Genomic DNA, 22264 nt, shown 5'->3' with positions numbered 1-22264 from the left:
ATTATTTTCTTCATAAAGCAATAAGGGGAAAACTTATGGAATTTGATATTGTAATATGTCAACAAATTCGATAAAATAGAAATAGTTATGCATACCGGGAACCTTTTAGCCTATTGCTGAGAGGAGATATGCTGTAATGAATAAAAAATTGTGTTTTGGACTGCTTCTGCTGTCCGCTCTGACTGTGGTGTCCTGCCAAAAACAGGAGGAAACCTTCCTGCTGTCCGGGGAAAAGACAGAAAAGCAGGAACATACAGAGGATACCGCCAGGTTTGAAGAAAAAGAGGATTCCAAAAAGGAAGATTCTGAAAAGGAACCGGACATTTCTGTGGAGAAGGCGGATGCGCAGCAAATCTGTGTATTTCTGTGCGGTGCTGTAAACCGGCCGGGTGTATATTATTTGAAGGAAGGCGCGCGGCTTTATGAAGGGATTGCGGCTGCGGGAGGCTTTTCCCAGGATGCAGATGAGAACTGGTGGAACCAGGCGGCTGTTATGGCTGACGGAAGCCGGATCCAGATTTACACCAGGGAAGAGACAGAGGCGTTTCGGGAATCCGGGCAGGGACCGGGAAGCGATGCAGGAGCTGCAGCTTCCATAGGAGAAAGCGGCGCGGTGCCGGAAGCGGCTCAATCCGCAGAGAGCCAGGGCCTGGTAAATATCAATACAGCAGGCCAGGAGGAACTGCAGACAGTTCCCGGTATCGGAGAGGTAAAAGCAAAAGCGATCCTCGCCTATCGGGAGGAACACGGGGAGTTTTCATCTGTGGAAGAGATTCAGCAGGTGCCCGGCATCAAAGGTAAGACATACGAGAAAATAAAAAACTATATTTCTGATTGAGATATAGTCCTGTATAACGGGTAAACTTAAGGATGAGGAGATAATTAAATGAGTAAAAGAGTTTTGGTTGTTGATGATGAGAAGTTGATCGTAAAGGGAATCCGTTTCAGTCTGGAGCAGGATAATATGGAAGTGGACTGTGCATATGACGGGGAGGAAGCGCTGGAGAAGGCCAGGGAGAACAGCTATGACATGATCCTGCTGGATATTATGCTTCCCAAGATGACAGGTCTTGAAGTGTGCCAGCAGATCCGTGAATTTTCCCAGGTTCCCATCATTATGCTGACTGCCAAGGGTGAAGACATGGATAAGATCCTGGGGCTGGAATACGGTGCAGATGACTATATCACCAAGCCTTTCAATATACTGGAGGTGAAGGCCCGCATCAAGGCCATCATGCGCCGGACCAAGAAAGATGAGAAACAGGCAGAGCGCTCCGGTTCCATCACAGTGGGAGATCTGCGTCTGGACTGCGAGAGCCGCCGGGTATTTATAAGTGACAGAGAAGTGAATCTGACTGCAAAAGAGTTTGACGTGCTGGAACTTCTGGTGAAGAACCCGAACAAGGTCTACAGCAGGGAGAATCTGCTGAATTTGGTATGGGGATATGAGTATCCGGGAGATGTGCGTACCGTTGATGTGCACATCCGTCGTCTGAGAGAGAAAATAGAAGAGACTCCAAGTGAACCAAAGTATGTACATACCAAATGGGGTGTGGGATATTATTTTCAGGTATAAGGAAAAAGGGAGTCTGTGAAGTTGTTTGGAAAAAAAATAAAACATACATTTTTTAAGAGTCTGCGTTTTCGGATCCTGCTGATCCTCATTGTCATCGGCATTGTTCCCAGCATTATCGTGGAAAATGTCATTGTGAACAGTTATGAGAACCGGGCTGTGGATATCAGGACTGTCAATGTGAAAAACCAGTGTGACATTCTTGGCAACCAGCTTATGAAAGAGGATTATCTGAACCATCCGGAATCTGAGGTCATCAATAACGAGCTTTCCATGCTTTCTGCAATTTATAATGGAAGGATCCTGATCATCAATGAGGATTTCAGGGTCATCAAGGATACGTTTGATATTGATGTGGGAAGATATGTGCTCTCCGAGGAGGTTATCCGCTGTTTTGAAGGGGAGAAGAACACGCCCCACTACGATAAGAAGAACTCTTATATAGAGCTGACAAGCCCTCTGACCGTTCCGGGAAAGAAAAAGGTCAAGGGTGTTATGCTCATCAGTATTTCCACCAGTGAGATCGCGGACAGTATTGATATGTTGGAACAGAGAGGAAATCTTCTTCTCATAGCGATCTGTCTGCTTGTGGTGGTATTCGGCTATTTTCTGGCCGGTATTTTAGTGAAACCGTTTTCCAGGGTCACCAAGTCCATTGAGGATCTGACTGACGGGTATCTGGATGAGGAGATATCAGTTCCCGATTACACAGAGACGGAGCTTATCACCAATGCCTTTAATAAAATGCTGAGCCGTATGAAAGTCCTGGATGAATCCAGGCAGGAGTTTGTATCCAACGTGTCCCATGAGCTGAAGACGCCCATGACATCCATGAAGGTTCTGGCAGATTCCCTGGTGGGCCAGGAGAACGTGCCTGTTGAATTGTATCAGGAGTTTATGCAGGATATCGCTGTGGAGATAGACCGGGAGAACAAGATCATTACGGATCTCCTCTCCCTGGTGAAGATGGATAAAAAGGCATCGGATCTGAATATTACAGAGGTCAACATCAATCATCTTTTGGAGAATATCCTGAAGCGGTTAAAGCCCATCGCAGAGGCAAAGCAGGTGGAACTTATCCTGGAGAGCTACCGGCCCGTAGTGGCGGAGGTGGACGAGGTAAAACTGAGCCTGGCACTGTCCAACTTGGTGGAAAACGGAATCAAATACAACACAGAGGACGGATGGGTGCGTGTGACTCTGAATGCGGACCACAAATATTTTTATGTCTCTGTTGCTGACTCAGGGATCGGAATTCCGGAGGAGAGTATTGACAGGATCTTCGAGAGATTTTATCGGGTGGACAAATCCCATTCCAGAGAGATCGGCGGTACCGGTCTGGGTCTTGCCATCACCAGGAATGCCATTGTCATGCACAGGGGCGCCATAAAAGTAAAAAGTGAAGAACATAAAGGAACCACCTTCTCTGTGAGAATTCCTTTGACTTATATCGCTTAAAAGGAGGTGGCAGTGTTGAAGAAAATAGGACTTATGGGAATTCTCCTGCTGGTAGTGTGCGCTCTTGCAGGCTGTGGGAAGCAGGAGGAACAGGACAATACAGAGAAAGCAGAATACAGAATGTATTATCTCTCTCCCACAGAGGAAGCTCTGGTGGAAGATGATTACGTACCCGAAGAACGTGTAACTGCCAGTATGGTAAGCGAGATGGCAAAAAAACTGACAGAGCCTGTGGACAGTGACGATTATGTGAAACTGCTTCCCGATGATGTGAAGATCCTGGAATATGAGTTTGACGGACGTGGTGTTGTGCTGAACTTTAACGACGCCTACGCTAAAATGAAAAATACAAGAGAGATCCTTGTCCGGGCAGGGATCGTAAAATCTTTTACCCAGATCCCGGGAGTTATCAATGTTACCTTCCTGATGGGCGGAGAGCCGCTTACGGATTCAAACGGCAATCCATACGGTACGATGGACAAAGAGACTTTTGTGGAAAATGAGGGTGAGAACCCCAATTCCTATGTCTATGCGGATGTGAACCTGTATTTTGCCAACGAGGCAGGGGATAAACTGGTAAAGGTGACCAACGGCGGGGGATACTACAGTATCAATGTACCTCTTGAGAAAAAGATCGTGGAGCTGCTGATAAAAGGTCCGCCCGGTGATTCTGATGCCAAGCCGACCATAGCAAAGGACACCAAGATCTTAGGCGTGTCCATTGTGGAAGGTGTATGCTATGTGAATCTGGACAAGACATTTATGAACCAGAGTATGAATGTGCAGCAGGAACTGCCTGTTTATTCCATTGTCAATTCCCTGATGGATGCATGTAAGATCCATGGCGTGCAGATATCTGTGGAGGGTGAGACGAAAGTGACCTTCCGGGAGAGCATGAGTCTGGATAAGCTTTATAAGGCGGATTACAGCTTAGTGGAGGATGCGTCAGATGAGTAAACGGCCCTTATGTGCCTTTGCCCTGTTGTTTATGGCGGTTATCTGGTGTCTGAACCTGGCGGGAGTTTCCTTTTTGGGAAATGCTCCCCCGGTTCTGCCGGAGGGCTGCAGCCCTGACGGAGCCGTTCTTGAAGGCAGGGTTTATGAGACAAAAAGTAATTCTTTTTATACAAATCTATATATCAGACAAGTAAAAATTCTTAGTTATCCTAAAAAATATTCCATAGAGCAGGTAAAAGTAAATATTAAAAATGATCTGGCAGAGGCCGCAGTCAGTCCGGGCATGAAAGTGCGTCTTACAGGCAGTCTGCAGCAGATACCACTGCCGTCTGATCCGGGTCAGTTCAATGAGCGCAGTTATTATTACGCCAGGAAGATCAAATGGTATCTGGAGGGCAGAAGCCTTGAAGTGATCCAGGCAGCTCCCCGGTCTTATGACGCCATGCGCTGTAAAGCAAAGAGCTTTCTGAAAGAAAAAATACTGCGTCTGGCTCCCGGGCGTACCGGGGGGATTTTCTGCGCCATGCTGTTGGGAGAAAAGCAGGAGATCGGCCAAAAGAACCAGATGCTTTTGAAACTGGATGGTGTCCTCCATATTGCCGCTATCAGTGGAACTCATCTTTCTTTCCTGGGCTGGGGACTGTACCGTCTGCTGCGCAAACTGCGTTTGCCCGTTGCCTGGGCCGGGGGAATCTCTGTTTTTCTAATGATACAGTACGGGATATTTACAGGCAGCAGTGCCTCCGCCATGCGCGCTGTGATCATGTTCTCCCTGGCAGTGGGGGCAATAGCGGTGGGAAGAACATACGATCTGCTTTCTGCTCTGTCCCTATCGGCGGTACTTCTGCTTCTGGAAAGTCCGGGATATCTGTATGACAGCGGTTTTTTGCTGTCGTTTGGGGCTGTCTTGGGCCTGGCCGTGGTATATCCGGCTTTTGCGGAAAAGAAGGAAAAAAGAAAGCTGCTCCTGGGACTTAAAACAGGATTTGCCCTGCAGCTTGCCACAATACCCATACAGATGTATTTCTTTTATGAACTACCTGTTTTCGGGATTTTGATAAACCTGTTGGTACTTCCCACTGTGGGGATCGTACTCGCGTCGGGAGTATTTGGATGTGCTTTCGGTCTGGCTCTGCCGTTTTTGGGAAAGCTTTTTATGCTGCCCGGGGCATTCCTGCTGGAGCTGTATCTTAGCATCGGACAGGTGTTGAAGCAGATTCCCTTTGCATCTGTGATCACCGGAAGGCCGGATATATGGAAAATTGCGGCGTATTATATTTTATTGGCAGTGTGGGTCGGATACCGGAGGCAGGAAGGGAGGAATGGGCATATTCTGCGTCGGTATTTTCCCCTGGTTCTGGGGATTTTGCTGCTGTTTGTAAGGATTCCTGATAAAAAACTCAGGATCACTTTTTTAGATGTGGGGCAGGGAGATTGTTCTGTCATCATGTGGAATAGAGAGACGTATATTATTGACGGAGGCAGCAGCAGTGTGTCCGGGGTAGGAACTTACAGGATACTGCCGTTTTTAAAATGTATGGGCATACGAAAGGTAGATGGCATTTTCCTCTCTCATATGGATGATGACCATGTCAATGGTATTGCGGAACTGTTGGAGGCTGTCGGCAGCAGGGAGACATCTCTTGGGATAAAAAGGATTTTTCTGTCAGAGTGCGGAGATAAACAGGAAAAACAGGAAGAACTGAAAAAGGCGGGAGAAAAAGCCGGCTGTGAAATATTATATCTGTACGGCGGGGATAGGATCAGGAGTGGAGAGGCGGAACTGCACTGCCTTTATCCCTATGAGGAGACGGAAGGGGACAGTAACGAAGCCTCTCAGGTTTTAAGACTCACCTGCCGGGATTTCAGCGTGATATTTACCGGTGATCTGGAAGGGAGAGGAGAAACGGCTGTCACCGAGATACTGGAGCGAGAGCAGATGGGAACACAGGTTTTAAAGGTGGCACATCACGGCTCAAAAAATTCCACATCCATCCGTTTTCTGGAGGCGGTTAATTCTGAGGTGGGAATCATTTCCTGCGGGGAAGGCAACCGCTACGGCCATCCCCACAAAGAGCTGTTGGAAAGAATGGCAAAGGAAAAGGTGGAGGTGTTTCAGACAAAGGATTCAGGAGCGGTGTTCCTTGTGACGGACGGAAAAAGAACAGAAGTGTCTTTTCAGCAGAAAAAATACATGGTAAACTAAGTGTAACTGTTCAGATCCCATCGGTCTTTGCTTAGACCGGCGGCTGTGAAGAACAAGAAAAAGGAGCAGCTGAAATGAAAAGTTTACAGGAAGACATAAAAAACCGGGATTTCAAGAAGGTCTATCTTCTCTTCGGGGAGGAGGCCTATCTGAAACAGCAGTATAAACATAGAATAAAGGCAGCGCTTCTGCCGGAAGATGACAGCATGAACTTCTCTATGTTCGAGGGAAAGAAGACCGAGCCGAAAAGTGTGATCGATCTGGCAGAGACCATGCCCTTTTTCGCAGAGAAGAGAGTCATCATGCTGGAAGATACAGGATTTTTCAAAAACCAGTGTACTGATTTGCCGGAGTATATGGCGGAACTTCCGGACTATCTCTGTATGGTCTTTGTGGAAAATGAAGTGGACAAGCGCAGCCGGATGTTCAAGGCTGTGAAGAAATACGGAAGAGTTGTGGAATTTGCAAAACAGGACTCCCAGACCCTGATCCGCTGGGTGCTGAGCATGATGAAGCGGGAAGGAAAGAAGATCACCCAGGGGGACATGGAACTGTTTCTGACCAAGACAGGGACGGATATGGGCAACATAGAAAAGGAACTGGAAAAGCTTCTCTGTTATACCATGGGCAGAGATGTGATCACTTCTGAAGATATTGAGGCCGTATGTACAACTCAGATCACCAACCATATTTTTGACATGATAAAAGCAGTGACAGAGAAAAAGCAGAAGCGGGCATTAGATCTGTATTATGATCTGCTCTCTTTAAAGGAGCCGCCCATGAGGATCCTTTTCCTGCTTGCCCGCCAGTTTAATCTGATCATGCAAGTAAAGGAGCTTTCCGGGGAAGGATATGACCAGTCTGCCATTGCCAAGAGAACAGGCCTTCAGCCTTTTGTGGTCAGAAATTATGCCGGATATGCCCACAGGTACAGTACAGAGGAACTGCGCTCAGCGGTTGAGGAATGTGTGCAGACAGAGGCAAAGGTAAAGACAGGATATATGAACGACGTGATGAGCGTGGAACTTCTGCTGGTGAAATTCAGCAGTTAATTTAAAACCCTCCGGCAGACTGTCCGGAGGGATTCCTTATGTAATAAAAAAATCCCGGCTGATGACGGGCAGCCGGGATCTTATCAATTCTGTCTATATGATTAAAGTGCGTTTACAGCTTTGGATAATCTGGAAACTTTTCTTGCTGCGTTGTTTTTGTGGTAAACACCTTTGGATGCAGCTTTGTCGATGGTGGAGATAGCATTCTGCAGTGCTGCTGCTGCTGCCTCTTTATCTTTTGCTGTAACTGCTGCTTCTACCTTTTTGATAGAAGTTTTTACTGCTGATTTGATAGATTTATTTCTGTCAGCCTTTGTTTTGTTTACTAAAATTCTTTTTTTTGCGGATTTAATATTTGCCAAACCGTACACCTCCAAAATTGTTTTCAATAATTTTTTATTTGTCTAACTGTTCAGTGCCCTCACAAATATGAAAAAGTTTTACCCGGCTTCTGAATAGTTACATATTAGTTACAATAGAAAGCCTGCGAACACTGCTTCCTACCGTTTGTTATGGTTTTGTACCGGTTAGACACGGACACGCCGGTACCACATGCTTTTTTATTCTAGTTGATTTAAAAGTAAATGTCAATACATAAAATCCCCCAAAATGCAAAAAATAGCCATAAATGTTACTGTTCACAGTTCTGTCTGAGCAAAACTGCAGACAGCAACGGATAAATACCCCGGAAAGGAAAGATGAATATGGCTTTAGGAAGAATACGCACAGACCTGGCATTGGAGACAAAAGAAAAGTTTGAGGAGGATAATGTAGAAATCCGAGGTGTGATCATCGAGGAGGACTACAATGAAGAAAAAGACATCCGCACCACAACTGTGAAGATCGAGACAGAAAACGGAGCAAAGGCCATGGGACGTCCTCAGGGTGTTTATATTACGCTGGAGGCGCCCAATATGTCTGTGCCGGACGAGGATTATCACAGAGAGATATCAAAAGAGCTGGCAAAGCATATCAGGAAGCTGGTGCCCGTGGAAAAAGAGCTGACTGCGCTGGTGGTAGGCCTTGGAAACCGTGATGTGACCCCGGATGCCCTGGGACCTGACGTGGTGTCAAATCTGCGCATCACCCGGCATGTGATACAGGAGTATGGGGTGCAGAGTATGGGAAAGGAATACGCCAACAGTATCAGCGGCCTGGTGCCCGGTGTTATGGCCCAGACCGGCATGGAGACCCTGGAGATCATCCGCGGAGTGGTGGATGAGACAAAGCCGGATGTGGTGTTTGCCGTAGATGCCTTGGCTGCGCGCAGTACAAAACGTCTGAACCGGACGATACAAATCACAGACACAGGCATCAATCCCGGCTCCGGTGTGGGAAACCACAGAAACGGGCTGAGTGAGGAAACCCTGGGAGTGAAGGTGATCGGCATTGGTGTGCCCACAGTGGTGGATGCCGCCACGATCGTGCAGGATTCCATGGCACACCTGCTGGATACCCTGGAAGAATCAGAGAAAAAAGAATTTCTGGAAGAAATGATCTCGCCTTCCCTGCACAGTATGTTTGTGACTCCAAAGGATGTGGATGAGACCGTAAAACGACTGTCGTATACTATTTCCGAGGGATTGAACATGGCATTTGAGCAGGCGTGAGTCTCTGCTTTTTTCACCCCATACGCATAATTTATGTAAGTTGTCTCATATATAGATATGAGGTGATAGGGTGAAGAAGATGGATGATGGAAAGCTTCTGCGGATTGTGTTGTGGCTGCTCTTATGTGCTGTTGGAGCATATATTCTCATAAAAGGAATGTCGTTAGATAAAAAAACATTGGTGAACATGTGCAGGGATGCCCAGGAGAAAGCCATAGAGGCATACCTTCCGGGAATCCTGGAGACGGAGGGGATGCAGACTCAGACACCTGTGGAGTGGCTTCGCAGCAAGGTGGAGGAGCAGCTTCCGTTTCTGGGTACCATCCAGGCAAAAGAGCTGGAAGAGACAGAGAAGGACCAGGAGACGGATAAGAAGATCATGGAGGAGAATTCCGATTTTCTTGAGGCAAAGCTTTTGGAGGAGAACCAGGAGGCAGGCCCTGTGGGTTCCGGTGAAGAAAATACAGGGGGCGTGGATGCCCAGAGTGAGAACCAGGAAAGTGCAGGGAATACTGAGAGCGGGAGCCAGCAGGAGGCCGGGACAGGCGGGGAGAATACACAGACGGCAGACGCGGGAGAGGGAGGGCAGCAGGAAGCCTCTGCCGCTAATGCCATAGTGAATCCCATTTCACTTGATATGTTTCAGGATTTTGACTATGTTATAAGCAACTTTTATACGATCGACAAGACGACCAGTATCAACAGCGACCAGCTCAATGCACCGGCGCTTGTGTCGGAGGACCTGAAGATGACAACAGGCAGTGACCAGCCGCAGATCCTGGTATATCACAGCCATTCCCAGGAGGAATTCATTGATTCTGATCCGGGTAACCCCAGCACCAGCATTGTGGGGGTAGGGGAATATCTGGTGACGCTTTTAAGAGATACATACGGCTACAATGTGCTCCATGTGACGGATACTTTTGATATTGTGGACGGAAAACTGGACAGAAACAAAGCCTACAATTATGCTCAGGACAAAATCAGTCAGGTGCTGGAGGAGAATCCCAGTGTAGAGGTGGTCATTGATCTGCATAGAGACGGAGTGCCGGATGACAAACACCTGGTCACGGATGTGAACGGAAAGCCGACAGCCAAAATCATGTTTTTTAACGGTTTAAGCCGCACCAACCAGAACGGGGATATAGAATACCTGCCGAACCCTTATATACAGGATAACCTGGCGTTCTCCCTGCAGCTTGCTCTTCAGGCAAAACAGTATTATCCTGACTGGCTGCGCACCATTTATCTGAGAGGATACCGTTATAACCTGCATCTTCGGCCAAAAGCTCTTCTGGTGGAATGCGGTGCCCAGACCAACACAGTGGAGGAGGAGATGAATGCCATGGAACCCTTGGCGGATGTGTTAAATAAAGTATTGAAAGAATAAATGTCCTGGTGTCCAAACAGCCAAGAAATGCTTGATTCCTCCCGAACCTTCGTGCTATACTAACATGGGCTTGCTGTAAAATGCAGGAAGCCCATTTAAAGTGTAAGAAAGTAACAGAATCTGTGATGATTTGACAGATCTGCGCAATTACCGGACAGTTACTATTATTTTGAGAAGAGATAGAGAAGACAATAGGAGGAATCAAGCAGTGGCAGGAGTTGACCAGAGTAAAATCCGTAATTTTTGTATCATCGCACATATAGACCATGGGAAATCCACCCTGGCAGACCGGATCATTGAAAAAACAGGACTTTTGACTGAGAGGGAAATGCAGTCCCAGGTTCTGGACAATATGGATCTAGAGAGGGAGAGAGGTATAACTATTAAGTCCCAGGCAGTCCGCATTGTCTATCAGGCAAAGGATGGGGAGGAATATATTTTCAATCTCATTGACACACCAGGCCATGTGGACTTCAATTATGAGGTGTCCAGAAGTCTGGCAGCCTGTGACGGTGCCATTTTAGTGGTGGATGCCGCTCAGGGGATCGAGGCACAGACCCTGGCCAATGTCTATCTGGCATTGGATCATGACCTGGATGTATTTCCGGTCATTAATAAAATTGACCTTCCCAGTGCGGAACCGGAAAGAGTAAAAAATGAAATTGAGGACGTTATCGGCATAGAAGCCCAGGATGCGCCTCTGATCTCAGCCAAGATGGGATTGAATATCGAGGAGGTTCTGGAAAAGATCGTGGAGAAGATCCCGGCTCCACAGGGAGACGCCCGGGCATCTCTTCAGGCTCTTATCTTTGATTCTGTCTATGATTCCTATAAAGGTGTCATTGTGTTCTGCCGGATCAAAGAGGGAACCGTGAGAAAGGGAACCAAGATCCGCATGATGGCAACCGGTGCTGTGGAGGAAGTGGTGGAAGTAGGGTATTTCGGAGCGGGACAGTTTATTCCCTGCGACGAGCTGTCTGCCGGTATGGTAGGCTATATCACCGCGAGTATCAAGAATGTAAAAGACACCAGGGTGGGTGATACCATAACGGACGATGACGATCCGTGTGTAGAACCTCTTCCGGGCTACAAGAAGGTCAATCCCATGGTGTACTGTGGTGTTTACCCTGCGGATGGTTCAAAATACCAGGATCTGAGGGACGCTTTGGACAAGCTTCAGTTAAATGACGCGTCCCTGCAGTTTGAGCCGGAGACATCTGTTGCGCTGGGCTTTGGCTTCCGCTGCGGTTTTCTGGGACTTCTTCATCTGGAGATCATTCAGGAGCGATTGGAGAGAGAGTACAACCTGGATCTGGTCACAACTGCTCCGGGCGTTGTGTACAAGGTGCACAAGACCAACGGTGAGATGATGGATCTGACCAATCCTTCCAATCTGCCGGATCCATCCGAGATTGAATATATGGAAGAGCCTATGGTGAAGGCGGAGATCATGGTGACCACAGACTTTATTGGTCCGATCATGGATCTCTGTCAGGAGCGCCGCGGGCAGTATCAGGGAATGGAATATATGGAAACCACACGTGCCCTTTTAAAATATCATCTGCCGCTGAATGAGATCATATATGATTTTTTTGATGCCCTGAAATCACGTTCCAGAGGATACGCATCCTTTGACTACGAGATGCTGGGCTATGAGCGCAGTGACCTTGTGAAGCTGGATATTCTGGTGAACAAAGAGGAGGTAGATGCTCTGTCCTTTATTGTGTTTGCCGGCTCTGCCTATGAGCGCGGCAGGAAGATGTGCGAGAAGCTGAAGGAAGAGATTCCCCGGCAGCTTTTTGAAATCCCCATTCAGGCGGCTGTGGGCAGTAAGATCATTGCCCGTGAGACCGTGAAGGCCATGAGAAAAGATGTGCTGGCAAAATGTTACGGCGGCGATATTTCCCGAAAGAGAAAACTTCTGGAAAAACAGAAGGAAGGAAAGAAGCGTATGCGCCAGGTGGGAAATGTAGAGATTCCTCAGAAGGCATTTATGAGTGTTCTGAAGCTGGACGATAAATAGGATTTTTAGAATTACAGGAGAAGAAAAATGAAAAAAGATTTGGGGCTGTATCTTCACATTCCTTTCTGCATACAGAAATGCGGATACTGTGACTTTCTATCCGCGCCGGCAGGCAGGGAAGAGAGGGAGGCATATGTGCAGGCTTTGGAAAAAGAAATCCGAAGCTACGGGGATTTTGCCGGGGGCTATAGGGTATCCACCGTTTTTGTGGGAGGAGGCACGCCCTCCTGTCTGGAGGCATCTCAGACTGAGAGAATCTTTGAAGCAGTAAAGGATACCTTTGAAATAGAGAGGATGCCGGAGATCACCATGGAGATGAATCCCGGCACTGTGACGAAAGAGAAGCTGCAGGCGTACAAAAACTGCGGCATCAACCGTCTGAGCATTGGTCTGCAGTCTGTCAGGGACAGCAATTTAAGACTCCTCGGAAGGATCCACACCTATGAGGAGTTTCTGGAAAGCTTTCGTCTGGCGAGAGAGGCCGGGTTTCAAAACATCAATGTGGATTTGATCTCCTCTCTGCCGGGACAGACAGAGGAGTTTTGGAGAGAAGAGCTTAAAACGATAGCGGAGCTTTCCCCGGAACATATATCCGTCTATCAGCTTATTCTGGAAGAAGGCACTACGTTTTATGAGAAGTATGCCGCACATCCGGAGCTTCTACCTGACGAGGAGACCAGCAGGGCTATTTACCAGGCAACAGAGGAAGTGCTTGGACAATACGGATTCCACCAGTATGAGATTTCCAATTACGCAAAAGAGGGCAGAGAATGCCGGCATAATTTGAAATACTGGGAAAGGGACGACTATCTGGGACTTGGCCTGGGCGCGGCTTCCATGGTGAGAAACATCCGTATGAATAATACGGGTGATATGAAAACTTATCTGGAAAAATGCGGGGAACCGAAAACTATGCGCACAGATGTGCAGTTTTTGGAGGAACCCCGGCAAATAGAAGAATTTATGTTCCTAGGGCTTCGCAAGACAAGGGGAATATCCAAAAAAGAATTCCGCCGTGTCTTTGGCAGGGATATTGAACTGGTATATGAAAAGGCACTGAAAAAACTATTTTCAAGCGGAATGCTTCTGGAGAAAAAGGACAGGCTGTATCTGTCAAAAGAAGGCGTGCTTCTCAGCAATGCGGTCCTTTCTGAGTTCCTTTTTGACAGTTCGGATGAACCTGAAAATTTGTGAACACAGGTTATAGAAATTTAATAAAGTTTTACAGTTTATCTCTGGAAAATTAACATAGAATGTGTCAGAATAAAGGAAGGTAATATATGTTAAAACGGCAGGGGTTTCCAGCCGTTTTGTATGACAGTCTGGGAGGGTATAATGAATATTTTATTTTTTCTCACTCCGAAGAGTGATGTGGCCTATATCTATGACAGCTATAGTTTAAGGCAGGTCTTGGAAAAGATGGAATATCACCGGTATTCATGCATTCCGATTATCGGGGAGAACGGAAAATATGTGGGGACAATTACTGAAGGAGACTTACTTTGGGGACTGAAAAACCGCGGCGACCTGAATTTAAAAGCTGCGGAGGAGATTCCGATCACATCATTCAAGCGCCGGGCCAACTATACGCCGGTCCGTGTGGATTCCGACATGGAAGATTTGTTGGACAAGGCTATGCGGCAGAATTTTGTACCGGTTATTGACGACCAGAAGAATTTTATAGGTATTGTCACAAGAAGGGACATAATGCAGTATATTTGTTCCGAGCGTCAGAATAAAAATAAAAAAGAATGCAAAACATATGTACAGCATGCGACTGTATGATGAAAAAAGGAAAAAGGCTTGCCGCGGGTTGCGGGGGCCTTTTTTGCACTGGAATTGGGGTGGGGGATGGTAACGGACGGAAGTGAATGGGAGAGGGCCGGAGGACGGAGATCCCTGTGAGAGAAGCGTTCCGCTGCCACGGAGCCAGAGTGTATATGAAAATTCATTCCGGCAAGCTGCACGTCCCATTTTGCGGGAGATTTGTCCCCAATTCGGTCAGCGTAGCCCGCTACGATTCCCTCATCGGGGACAAATCTCTCACAAAGTGTGACGCACAGCTTGCCGAAAGCAATTTTCATATACACTCTACCTGCTCCCAGTTACTAAATTCATCGGCAATGGCCTCTTCATTAAGTAACTGGGGCAGGTGGATCTCCGCGGCACTCCACGAAACATCGCTCACAGGAATCTCCGTCCTCCGGCCCTCTCCCATTCCCTTCCTGGATTTCACTATTCCGCAGGGTGTTTTTATTTGTAGTGTGCAGGTATACTGGCCATAATAAGCATTGAACAGTAGGCACAAGAAAAAACCTATTGCTTAAGCCAATGTAATATAGCGTTTCTACGAAAATCACTAAGATTACCAAGAAGCAGCGTCTTTGCATTTTTTGACTGCCGGCAGAGAAAACCAGGGATGTTGGGGGAGAGTGCGGGCCTCCTCTGGCAGACATTGCGGTAGAGAGCCTGAAAATCCAGCACTTATGGAGACTTGGCGCGAAGCCTTTGCTGAGCGGCTTAGTCGAAGTTAGTGCTTAGTTGAAGGGGAACGAAGCTGGCTGCCAGAGGAGGCGCGCACTCTCCCCCAACATCCCGTCCTTATTGTCATAGCCTCCCGCATGCAGCACCCATTTTCCAACATTTCCTGAAAATCTCTCTGAACATACGTTTGCAAATACACATAGCCTGTGATATAATGGCAGGTAGCATAAAAACAAACATACATTCCCCGAAACCCGTATATTCGGTTTGTCGCAGGGCAGAAGTTATGCTGTGTTTCGGAATGAGAATCTTATAAAAACTGTTGTACGGATCACGAATAAGGAGATAAAAATGGCAGTAAGAAATCACGACAACCAATTTATTAAAATACGCGGTGCGAATGAGAATAATCTGAAGAACCTGGATGTGGATATCCCCCGCAATGAGCTTGTAGTCCTCACAGGCCTGAGCGGTTCCGGAAAGAGTTCTCTGGCGTTTGATACCATATATGCGGAAGGGCAGAGGAGATATATGGAATCCCTGTCATCCTACGCAAGGCAGTTCCTGGGACAGATGGAGAAACCGGATGTGGAGAGTATTGAAGGTCTTTCTCCGGCTATCTCCATAGACCAGAAATCAACCAACAGGAACCCCCGTTCCACAGTCGGCACTGTGACGGAGATTTATGATTATTTTAGGCTTCTCTATGCCAGGATTGGTATCCCTCACTGTCCAAAATGCGGAAAAGAGATAAAAAAGCAGACCGTTGACCAGATGGTGGACCACATTATGAGCCTGCCGGAACGGACAAAGCTCCAGCTCCTGGCTCCTGTGGTAAGAGGACGGAAGGGGACGCACGCAAAGCTTCTGGAACAGGCAAAGCGCAGCGGTTACGTGAGAGTGCAGATTGATGGCAGTCTCTATGAGCTGAGTGAAGAGATAAAACTAGATAAGAATATCAAGCACAATATAGAAATTGTTGTTGACCGTCTTGTGGTAAAAGAGGGGATTGAAAAACGTCTGACAGATTCCATTGAGAATGTTCTGAATCTGGCTGACGGTCTTCTTATTGTGGATACAATGGACGGCAGTCAGTTAAATTTCAGCCAGAGCTTTTCCTGTCCTGACTGCGGTGTGAGCATTGATGAGATCGAACCTCGAAGCTTTTCCTTCAACAATCCTTTCGGTGCCTGTCCTGCCTGCTTCGGCCTGGGATATAAAATGGAGTTTGATGTGGACCTGATGATACCGGACCGGAGTCTGAGCATTGCCCAGGGGGCCATTGTGGTGCTGGGCTGGCAGTCCTGTACAGATAAAGGAAGTTTTACGAGAGCGATTCTGGATGCTCTTGCAGAGGAATACCATTTCAGTCTGGAAACACCGTTTGAAGAATATTCGGACAAGATCAAAGATGTGATCATCAATGGAACCCATGGCAAAGAGATCAAGGTCCATTATAAAGGCCAGCGCGGAGAAGGTATATACGATGTGGCATTTGAGGGACTAGTAAAAAATGTGGAGCGCCGCTACAGAGAGACAGGTTCAGAGTCCAGCAAACAGGAATATGAATCTTTTATGCGCATTACGCCCTGCCCCACCTGTAAAGGCCAGCGTCTGAAAAAAGAAGCCCTGGCAGTCACTGTAGGGGACAAAAATATACATGAGGTCACATCCATGTCCATCCGCAAGCTGCAGGTGTTTCTCAATGATTTAGTGCTTACACCTACCCAGCAGATGATCGGTGAGCAGGTTCTGAAAGAAATCCGTGCAAGGGTGGGATTTCTTATGAATGTGGGGCTGGAGTATTTGACGCTGTCACGTGCAACAGGAACCCTTTCAGGCGGTGAAGCGCAGAGAATCCGTCTGGCAACTCAGATCGGTTCAGGCCTTGTGGGTGTGGCTTATATATTGGATGAACCCAGTATTGGCCTGCATCAGCGGGACAACGATAAGCTGCTTGCCACACTGAAACACCTCAGAGATCTGGGCAACACCCTGATCGTAGTGGAGCACGATGAGGATACCATGCGGGAAGCGGACTGTATTGTAGATATCGGCCCGGGAGCAGGGGAGCACGGAGGACAGTTAGTAGCTATCGGTACCGCAGAAGATCTGATGAAGAATAAAAATTCCATCACAGGCCAGTATTTAAGTGGTGCCCTGAAGATTCCGGTACCAGAGGAGAGAAGAAAGCCCACCGGTTTTCTGACCATCCGGGGAGCCGCGGAAAACAACCTGAAAAATATAGATGTGAAGATTCCTTTAGGCATCATGACCTGTGTGACCGGTGTTTCCGGTTCCGGCAAGAGTTCTCTGATCAATGAGATCCTGTACAAAAGTCTGGCAAGGAAACTAAACCGGGCCAGAGTCATACCGGGAAAGCATAAAGGCATCGAAGGAGTGGAGCAGCTTGACAAAGTCATCGACATTGACCAGTCGCCGATCGGCAGAACACCCCGCTCCAATCCGGCAACATACACAGGCGTCTTTGACCAGATCAGGGACCTTTTTGCAACCACCGCGGATGCCAAGGCCAGAGGCTATAAAAAAGGCAGATTCAGCTTCAATGTAAAAGGCGGAAGATGTGAGGCCTGCAGCGGTGACGGTATTCTTAAGATCGAGATGCACTTCCTCCCTGATGTGTACGTTCCCTGTGAAGTCTGCCAGGGAAAGCGCTACAATAGAGAGACCCTGGAAGTGAAATATAAAGGAAAGAGCATATACGATGTGCTGAACATGACGGTGGAGGAGGCACTGACCTTCTTTGAACACCTTCCGTCCATCAAGCGGAAGATCCAGACATTGTATGATGTGGGACTTTCCTATATCCGTCTGGGACAGCCCTCCACAGAGCTGTCAGGCGGTGAGGCACAGCGAATCAAGCTGGCAACTGAGCTTAGTAAGAGGAGTACGGGAAAGACCATCTACATTCTGGATGAGCCTACTACCGGTCTGCATTTTGCAGATGTGCACAAGCTCATTGAGATCCTCCGCCGTTTGGCAGAAGGCGGGAACACGGTGGTGGTTATTGAACACAACCTGGATGTGATAAAAACTGCGGATCATATCATTGATATCGGCCCGGAAGGCGGCGATAAAGGGGGAACCGTGATAGCTTCCGGTACCCCGGAGGACGTGGCGGCGAATCCTGTCTCCTATACAGGTCGTTATGTGTCAAAATATTTGAATTGATTGCCCCTTTTCATTTGGGGACAAGTTGGGTATAATGAAGAATATCAGTGGCCCGGGACGATCATCCCGGGCAGCAAACTGATATCCAAATATAGAAAGGGGTATTCTATGGCAGCGACAGATATTGGAATCGACTTGGGAACGGCCAGTATACTGGTTTACGCAAAAGGAAAAGGCATTGTACTGAAGGAACCATCCGTAGTTGCATACGATAAAGATAATAATAAAATAAGGGCAGTAGGAGAAGAGGCAAGGCAGATGATAGGCAGAACGCCGGGTAATATTGTGGCAGTCCGCCCTCTGCGCCAGGGAGTCATCTCAGATTATGAGGTGACAGAGAAGATGCTGAAGTATTTCATCTCAAAAGCCATGGGAAAGAAAGCTTTCCGTAAACCCCGCATCAGCATCTGCGTACCCAGCGGTGTGACAGAGGTGGAGAAGAAAGCAGTTGAGGAAGCCACGTACCAGGCAGGTGCCAGGGAAGTTAATATCATCGAGGAACCGATTGCGGCGGCCATCGGGGCTGGGATTGATATCACAAGACCCTTTGGAAATATGATCGTGGACATTGGAGGCGGTACCACCGATGTGGCAGTGATCTCACTTGGAGGAACGGTTGTCTCTACTTCTATTAAAGTGGCAGGTGATAATTTCGACGAGGCGATCATGCGCTATGTGAGAAAAAAACATAACCTCATGATCGGTGAGCGCTCCGCAGAGGACGCAAAAATACAGATAGGAACCGTCTATCCTCATCCACAGCCGAAAACCATGGATGTGAAAGGCCGTGACACCATCACCGGACTTCCCAAAAGTATTACTTTGACTTCAGAGGAGATCAGGGAAGCATTAAAAGACGCAACCGTGCAGATCATGGAGACTATACATGGAATACTGGAGAAGACCCCTCCGGAGCTGGCGGCTGATGTGGCTGACAGGGGCATTGTCCTCACAGGCGGCGGCGCACTGTTGGGCGGTCTGGAGACACTGATCGAGGAAGAGACAGGCATCAATACTGTAGTAGCGGAAGAGCCTGCTATGGCTGTAGCTATCGGCACAGGCCAGTACATGGAGCTTATGAGCAAGATAAACGGGAAATAAAACAAAAGAGGTAAGTTATGGAAGAAACCATAGAAGGATATGTGGACCATATTATCTTCCGGAATGAGGACAATGGGTACACGGTTATGGTTGTGATCGCTGAGGAGGAAGAGCTGACCTGTGTAGGCAGCTTTCAATATTTAAGTGAAGGGGAAACCATCAAGGCCTATGGACATTACACAGAGCACCCGTCCTATGGCAGACAGTTCTCCGTCACTTCCTATGAGACCGTAGTGCCCCAGGATTCCGTGGCTATGGAACGCTATCTGGGTTCCGGTGCCATCAAAGGGATCGGAGCGGCTCTGGCTGCCAGGATCGTCAGACGTTTCAAGGATGATACTCTTCGGATCGTGGAAGAGGAACCGGAACGGCTGGCGGAGATAAAGGGAATCAGTGAAAAAAAGGCCAGGGAGATCGCCGCTCAGGTTTCTGAGAAGGCAGATATGCGAAAAGCTATGATGTTTCTCCAGCAATACGGGATATCCCTGTCACTGGGAGCAAAGATATTCAATCAATACGGGCATGAGATGTATGGCATACTGAGGGAGAATCCCTATAGGATGGCTGAGGATATTGACGGAGTGGGCTTTAAGATGGCAGATGAGATCGCGGCCAGGATCGGGATCCATACAGACTCTGACTACCGTATCCGAAGCGGTCTTTTATACATATTACTGCAGGCAACTGCAGAAGGGCATGTGTTCCTTCCACAGCGTATTCTGCTGGAACGGGCATCTGCCCTTTTGGGCGTTGCCGCCCCTTATATGGAAAAACATATTATGGATCTGGCTATAGACAGGAAGATCGTGGTAAAAGAGGTTGATCTTAGAAAAGGAGCACAACCTGAGCCGGTCATCTATGCCAGCCAGTATTACCAGCTTGAGCTGCATGTGGCTCAAATGCTGAAAGAGCTGGCACTGGAGGATACAGTGGATGAAAATAAAATGGAGCTGCAGCTTGCCCGGCTTGAAAAAAGCGGAAATGTCCAGTTGGACGAAAAGCAGCGCCAGGCAGTTACAGAAGCGGTAAAGAACGGTCTTCTGGTGATCACCGGAGGTCCCGGTACAGGAAAGACAACCACTATCAATGCGATTATCCGCTACTATGAGCTGGAAGGGCTGGACATCTGTCTTGCTGCCCCTACAGGAAGAGCAGCAAAGCGCATGACAGAGACTACAGGCTATGAGGCCAGGACCATCCACAGACTTCTGGAGCTGAGCGGAATGCCGGATGACTCTTCAGCCAGTATCCATTTTGAACGAAATGCCCAGAATCCGCTGGAAGCGGATGTTGTTATTATTGACGAGATGTCCATGGTGGACATTTTTCTTATGCACGCACTGCTCTCTGCCATTACGCCGGGAACCCGTCTGATCCTGGTGGGTGATGTGAACCAGCTTCCCAGTGTAGGGCCGGGAAGTGTACTCAAGGATATCATCCGATCTGAAAAATTTCCGGTGGTAGAGCTGGTTAAGATTTTTCGACAGGCTTCCCAGAGTGACATTGTGGTGAATGCCCACAAGATCAATAGGGGAGTACCCGTTGTCCTGGACAATAAAAGCATGGATTTTTTCTTTTTGAAACGATATGATGCCAATGTGATCATCAGCGTTGTCATCACTCTGATCCAAAAGAAGCTGCCAAAGTTCGTTGATGCAGCTCCTTATGATATCCAGGTCCTGACGCCTATGCGGAAAGGTCTTCTTGGTGTGGAGCGGTTGAACGGCATTCTTCAGCAGTATCTGAATCCCCCTTCCCCTGAAAAAAAGGAGAAGGAGCACGGCAGCGGCCTGTTCCGGGAGGGCGATAAAGTCATGCAGATCAAGAACAATTACCAGACTGAGTGGGAAGTCAGAGGAAAATACGGTATTCCTGTGGAAAAAGGTGTGGGTGTCTTTAACGGAGATACGGGAATCCTTCGGGAGATCAATACCTTTGCGGAGACTCTCACTGTAGAGTTTGACGAAGGCCGTTTTGTGGAGTATGCTTTTAAACAGTTGGATGAGCTGGAACTGGCCTATGCCATCACCATTCATAAATCACAGGGGAGTGAATATCCTGCAGTAGTGATACCGCTGCTGGGAGGCCCCAGGATGCTCATGAACAGGAATCTTCTCTACACGGCCGTGACCAGGGCGAGAAAGTGTGTGACACTGGTAGGAGATGAAAATACTTTTTGGGAAATGGAAAAAAACCAAATGGAACAAAGCCGTTATACCACTCTCGATCTTCGGATAAAGGAAAGCTTTTAATTTCCTTTGCCCTTGATATGGTCTATCCCAGGCGCTGTCCTGTCTGTCACGACATTGCAGCCCCCAGGGGCAGGACCATATGCCGGGAGTGTCTGGATCAATTAGTGCCCATTCATGGGCCGCGCTGTTTTAAGTGCTCCAAACCGCTGATGGGCAGTGAGGCGGAATACTGCCATGACTGCGCATCCAAAAAACATTCTTACGACCGTGGAATCAGTATTTTCTCCTACGGCTCAGTTCTTTCAAAATCCCTGTATCAGTTAAAATATCATCAAAGGCAGGAGTATGGCCATTTTTACGGCAGATACGCTGCAGCCTGTGCAGGGGAACAAATCCGCCTGTGGGGAGTTGAAGTGCTGATTCCGGTCCCTCTTCATCCAAAAAGAATGGAAAAAAGAGGATATAACCAGGCGGAAATCATTGCCCGGGAGATAGGCAGGATACTGCGGATACCGGTTGATACAAAAACAGTGATCAGAAAAATAAACACAAAGCCCCAGAAGGAACTGAACGATAAGGAACGAAGAATAAACCTGCGCAGCGCATTTGCTGTGACATTACCAAAGCTCCCCTGGAAAAAAATATTGATCATTGATGACATCTATACCACGGGAAGTACCGTGGACGGTGTAAGTCTTGCCCTGAAAGCTGCCGGTGCTGAACAGGTATATTTTTTAACCATAGCCATAGGGACAGGTTTCTGCTGATAAGGCTTGATTCGCCTGCTTTATCTATGCTATAATGCAAGTTGTATACATTGGATGGCATGTTCGGCGTGTCTTTGCACCATGCTGTTTTAGGTGTCATAAGACGGTACGTTTGTATAGCCCGGGATTTTGTGAAATGTATCTGATGGACTGTGCAGCATTATAGAATGCCGTATTTGAGGGATGCCATTTAGGAAATGCAGTAAGTGGCAGATTTGTTATGCCATAAATTGCAGACGACCTTTTGGGGCATAACTAT

Annotated in this window: 18 protein-coding genes; 16 read left to right on the top strand and 2 right to left on the bottom strand. The window is 47.7% G+C overall.

Going from position 1 to position 22264, the window contains the following annotated elements:
- Positions 1 to 136: 136 nt before the first annotated feature.
- From BLCOC_RS20525 to holA, 6 genes are all read left to right on the top strand, one after another.
- A complete protein-coding gene (locus tag BLCOC_RS20525) occupies positions 137 to 838 on the top strand; it encodes a ComEA family DNA-binding protein (RefSeq protein WP_115623214.1) in 702 nt (233 codons plus the stop codon).
- Positions 839 to 886: 48 nt separating this feature from the next.
- Complete coding sequence (locus BLCOC_RS20520) at positions 887 to 1576, top strand: response regulator transcription factor (protein WP_115623213.1); 690 nt, start codon at positions 887 to 889, stop codon at positions 1574 to 1576.
- 21 nt (positions 1577 to 1597) lie between these two features.
- Entirely contained in the window at positions 1598 to 3031 is a 1434-nt protein-coding gene (locus BLCOC_RS20515) for a sensor histidine kinase (protein ID WP_018598511.1), read from the top strand.
- Between the two features lie 15 nt (positions 3032 to 3046).
- Positions 3047 to 3988 (top strand): GerMN domain-containing protein, encoded by a 942-nt coding sequence (locus BLCOC_RS20510; protein WP_174717622.1) that lies wholly within the window; start codon positions 3047 to 3049, stop codon positions 3986 to 3988.
- Positions 3981 to 6194, top strand: a complete 2214-nt coding sequence (locus tag BLCOC_RS20505; protein ID WP_165907177.1) for a DNA internalization-related competence protein ComEC/Rec2 — start codon at positions 3981 to 3983, stop codon at positions 6192 to 6194. The genes BLCOC_RS20510 and BLCOC_RS20505 overlap by 8 nt, the downstream gene beginning before the upstream one ends.
- Positions 6195 to 6268: 74 nt before the next feature.
- Positions 6269 to 7246, top strand: a complete 978-nt coding sequence (gene holA, locus BLCOC_RS20500; protein WP_115623210.1) for a DNA polymerase III subunit delta — start codon at positions 6269 to 6271, stop codon at positions 7244 to 7246.
- Positions 7247 to 7347: 101 nt separating this feature from the next.
- Here holA and rpsT read toward each other — a convergent pair whose 3' ends face one another.
- On the bottom strand, positions 7348 to 7608 hold the full coding sequence (gene rpsT, locus BLCOC_RS20495) for a 30S ribosomal protein S20 (protein WP_018598507.1): 261 nt from the start codon (positions 7606 to 7608) through the stop codon (positions 7348 to 7350).
- A 342-nt stretch (positions 7609 to 7950) separates the two neighbouring features.
- Here rpsT and gpr point away from each other — a divergent pair, with 342 nt between their 5' ends.
- The 5 genes from gpr (at position 7951) to BLCOC_RS20470 (ending at position 14054) form a co-directional block, all read left to right on the top strand.
- Positions 7951 to 8856: a GPR endopeptidase gene (gpr, locus tag BLCOC_RS20490; protein ID WP_018598506.1), complete on the top strand. Its 906-nt coding sequence runs from the start codon at positions 7951 to 7953 to the stop codon at positions 8854 to 8856.
- A gap of 79 nt (positions 8857 to 8935) precedes the next feature.
- The gene (locus BLCOC_RS20485; RefSeq protein WP_226985187.1) at positions 8936 to 10246 is read left to right on the top strand and encodes a stage II sporulation protein P; all 1311 of its coding nucleotides are present in this window, start codon (positions 8936 to 8938) and stop codon (positions 10244 to 10246) included.
- Positions 10247 to 10454: 208 nt separating this feature from the next.
- Positions 10455 to 12269, top strand: coding sequence for a translation elongation factor 4 (lepA, locus tag BLCOC_RS20480; RefSeq protein ID WP_029468212.1), 1815 nt, complete (start codon positions 10455 to 10457; stop codon positions 12267 to 12269).
- Positions 12270 to 12296: 27 nt separating this feature from the next.
- Positions 12297 to 13463 (top strand): radical SAM family heme chaperone HemW, encoded by a 1167-nt coding sequence (hemW, locus tag BLCOC_RS20475; protein ID WP_115623209.1) that lies wholly within the window; start codon positions 12297 to 12299, stop codon positions 13461 to 13463.
- Positions 13464 to 13604: 141 nt separating this feature from the next.
- Entirely contained in the window at positions 13605 to 14054 is a 450-nt protein-coding gene (locus tag BLCOC_RS20470) for a CBS domain-containing protein (protein ID WP_018598502.1), read from the top strand.
- Here the strand turns inward: BLCOC_RS20470 and BLCOC_RS27655 are convergent.
- Positions 14000 to 14332, bottom strand: a complete 333-nt coding sequence (locus BLCOC_RS27655; protein WP_322255286.1) for a DUF6783 domain-containing protein — start codon at positions 14330 to 14332, stop codon at positions 14000 to 14002. The genes BLCOC_RS20470 and BLCOC_RS27655 overlap by 55 nt on opposite strands.
- Here BLCOC_RS27655 and BLCOC_RS27650 point away from each other — a divergent pair.
- From BLCOC_RS27650 to BLCOC_RS20440, 5 genes are all read left to right on the top strand, one after another.
- Positions 14216 to 14554, top strand: a complete 339-nt coding sequence (locus BLCOC_RS27650; protein ID WP_322255285.1) for a DUF6783 domain-containing protein — start codon at positions 14216 to 14218, stop codon at positions 14552 to 14554. The genes BLCOC_RS27655 and BLCOC_RS27650 overlap by 117 nt on opposite strands.
- A 550-nt stretch (positions 14555 to 15104) precedes the next feature.
- The gene (gene uvrA, locus BLCOC_RS20455) at positions 15105 to 17945 is read left to right on the top strand and encodes an excinuclease ABC subunit UvrA (RefSeq protein WP_029468214.1); all 2841 of its coding nucleotides are present in this window, start codon (positions 15105 to 15107) and stop codon (positions 17943 to 17945) included.
- Positions 17946 to 18053: 108 nt separating this feature from the next.
- A complete protein-coding gene (gene mreB / locus BLCOC_RS20450) occupies positions 18054 to 19046 on the top strand; it encodes a rod shape-determining protein (RefSeq protein WP_018598499.1) in 993 nt (330 codons plus the stop codon).
- Between the two features lie 17 nt (positions 19047 to 19063).
- The gene (gene recD2, locus BLCOC_RS20445; RefSeq protein WP_115623207.1) at positions 19064 to 21298 is read left to right on the top strand and encodes an SF1B family DNA helicase RecD2; all 2235 of its coding nucleotides are present in this window, start codon (positions 19064 to 19066) and stop codon (positions 21296 to 21298) included.
- Complete coding sequence (locus tag BLCOC_RS20440) at positions 21223 to 22005, top strand: ComF family protein (protein WP_242998981.1); 783 nt, start codon at positions 21223 to 21225, stop codon at positions 22003 to 22005. The genes recD2 and BLCOC_RS20440 overlap by 76 nt, the downstream gene beginning before the upstream one ends.
- Positions 22006 to 22264: the final 259 nt, after the last annotated feature.

Origin of the sequence: Blautia coccoides, assembly GCF_034355335.1 — a bacterium.
Classification (GTDB): Bacteria; Bacillota; Clostridia; order Lachnospirales; family Lachnospiraceae; genus Blautia; species Blautia producta.
Note: the sequence above shows the minus strand (reverse complement) of the source record. Positions and strands in the feature narration are given on the sequence as shown.

Excerpts from the sequence above, each read along its gene's own strand:
- BLCOC_RS20525 (WP_115623214.1), top strand. The coding sequence starts at position 137 with ATGAATAAAAAATTGTGTTTTGGACTGCTTCTGCTGTCCGCTCTGACT.
- BLCOC_RS20505 (WP_165907177.1), top strand. The coding sequence starts at position 3,981 with ATGAGTAAACGGCCCTTATGTGCCTTTGCCCTGTTGTTTATGGCGGTT.
- BLCOC_RS20470 (WP_018598502.1), top strand. The coding sequence starts at position 13,605 with ATGAATATTTTATTTTTTCTCACTCCGAAGAGTGATGTGGCCTATATC.
- mreB (WP_018598499.1), top strand. The coding sequence starts at position 18,054 with ATGGCAGCGACAGATATTGGAATCGACTTGGGAACGGCCAGTATACTG.
- gpr (WP_018598506.1), top strand. The coding sequence starts at position 7,951 with ATGGCTTTAGGAAGAATACGCACAGACCTGGCATTGGAGACAAAAGAA.
- recD2 (WP_115623207.1), top strand. The coding sequence starts at position 19,064 with ATGGAAGAAACCATAGAAGGATATGTGGACCATATTATCTTCCGGAAT.
- BLCOC_RS20520 (WP_115623213.1), top strand. The coding sequence starts at position 887 with ATGAGTAAAAGAGTTTTGGTTGTTGATGATGAGAAGTTGATCGTAAAG.
- holA (WP_115623210.1), top strand. The coding sequence starts at position 6,269 with ATGAAAAGTTTACAGGAAGACATAAAAAACCGGGATTTCAAGAAGGTC.
- hemW (WP_115623209.1), top strand. The coding sequence starts at position 12,297 with ATGAAAAAAGATTTGGGGCTGTATCTTCACATTCCTTTCTGCATACAG.
- uvrA (WP_029468214.1), top strand. The coding sequence starts at position 15,105 with ATGGCAGTAAGAAATCACGACAACCAATTTATTAAAATACGCGGTGCG.
- BLCOC_RS20485 (WP_226985187.1), top strand. The coding sequence starts at position 8,936 with ATGGATGATGGAAAGCTTCTGCGGATTGTGTTGTGGCTGCTCTTATGT.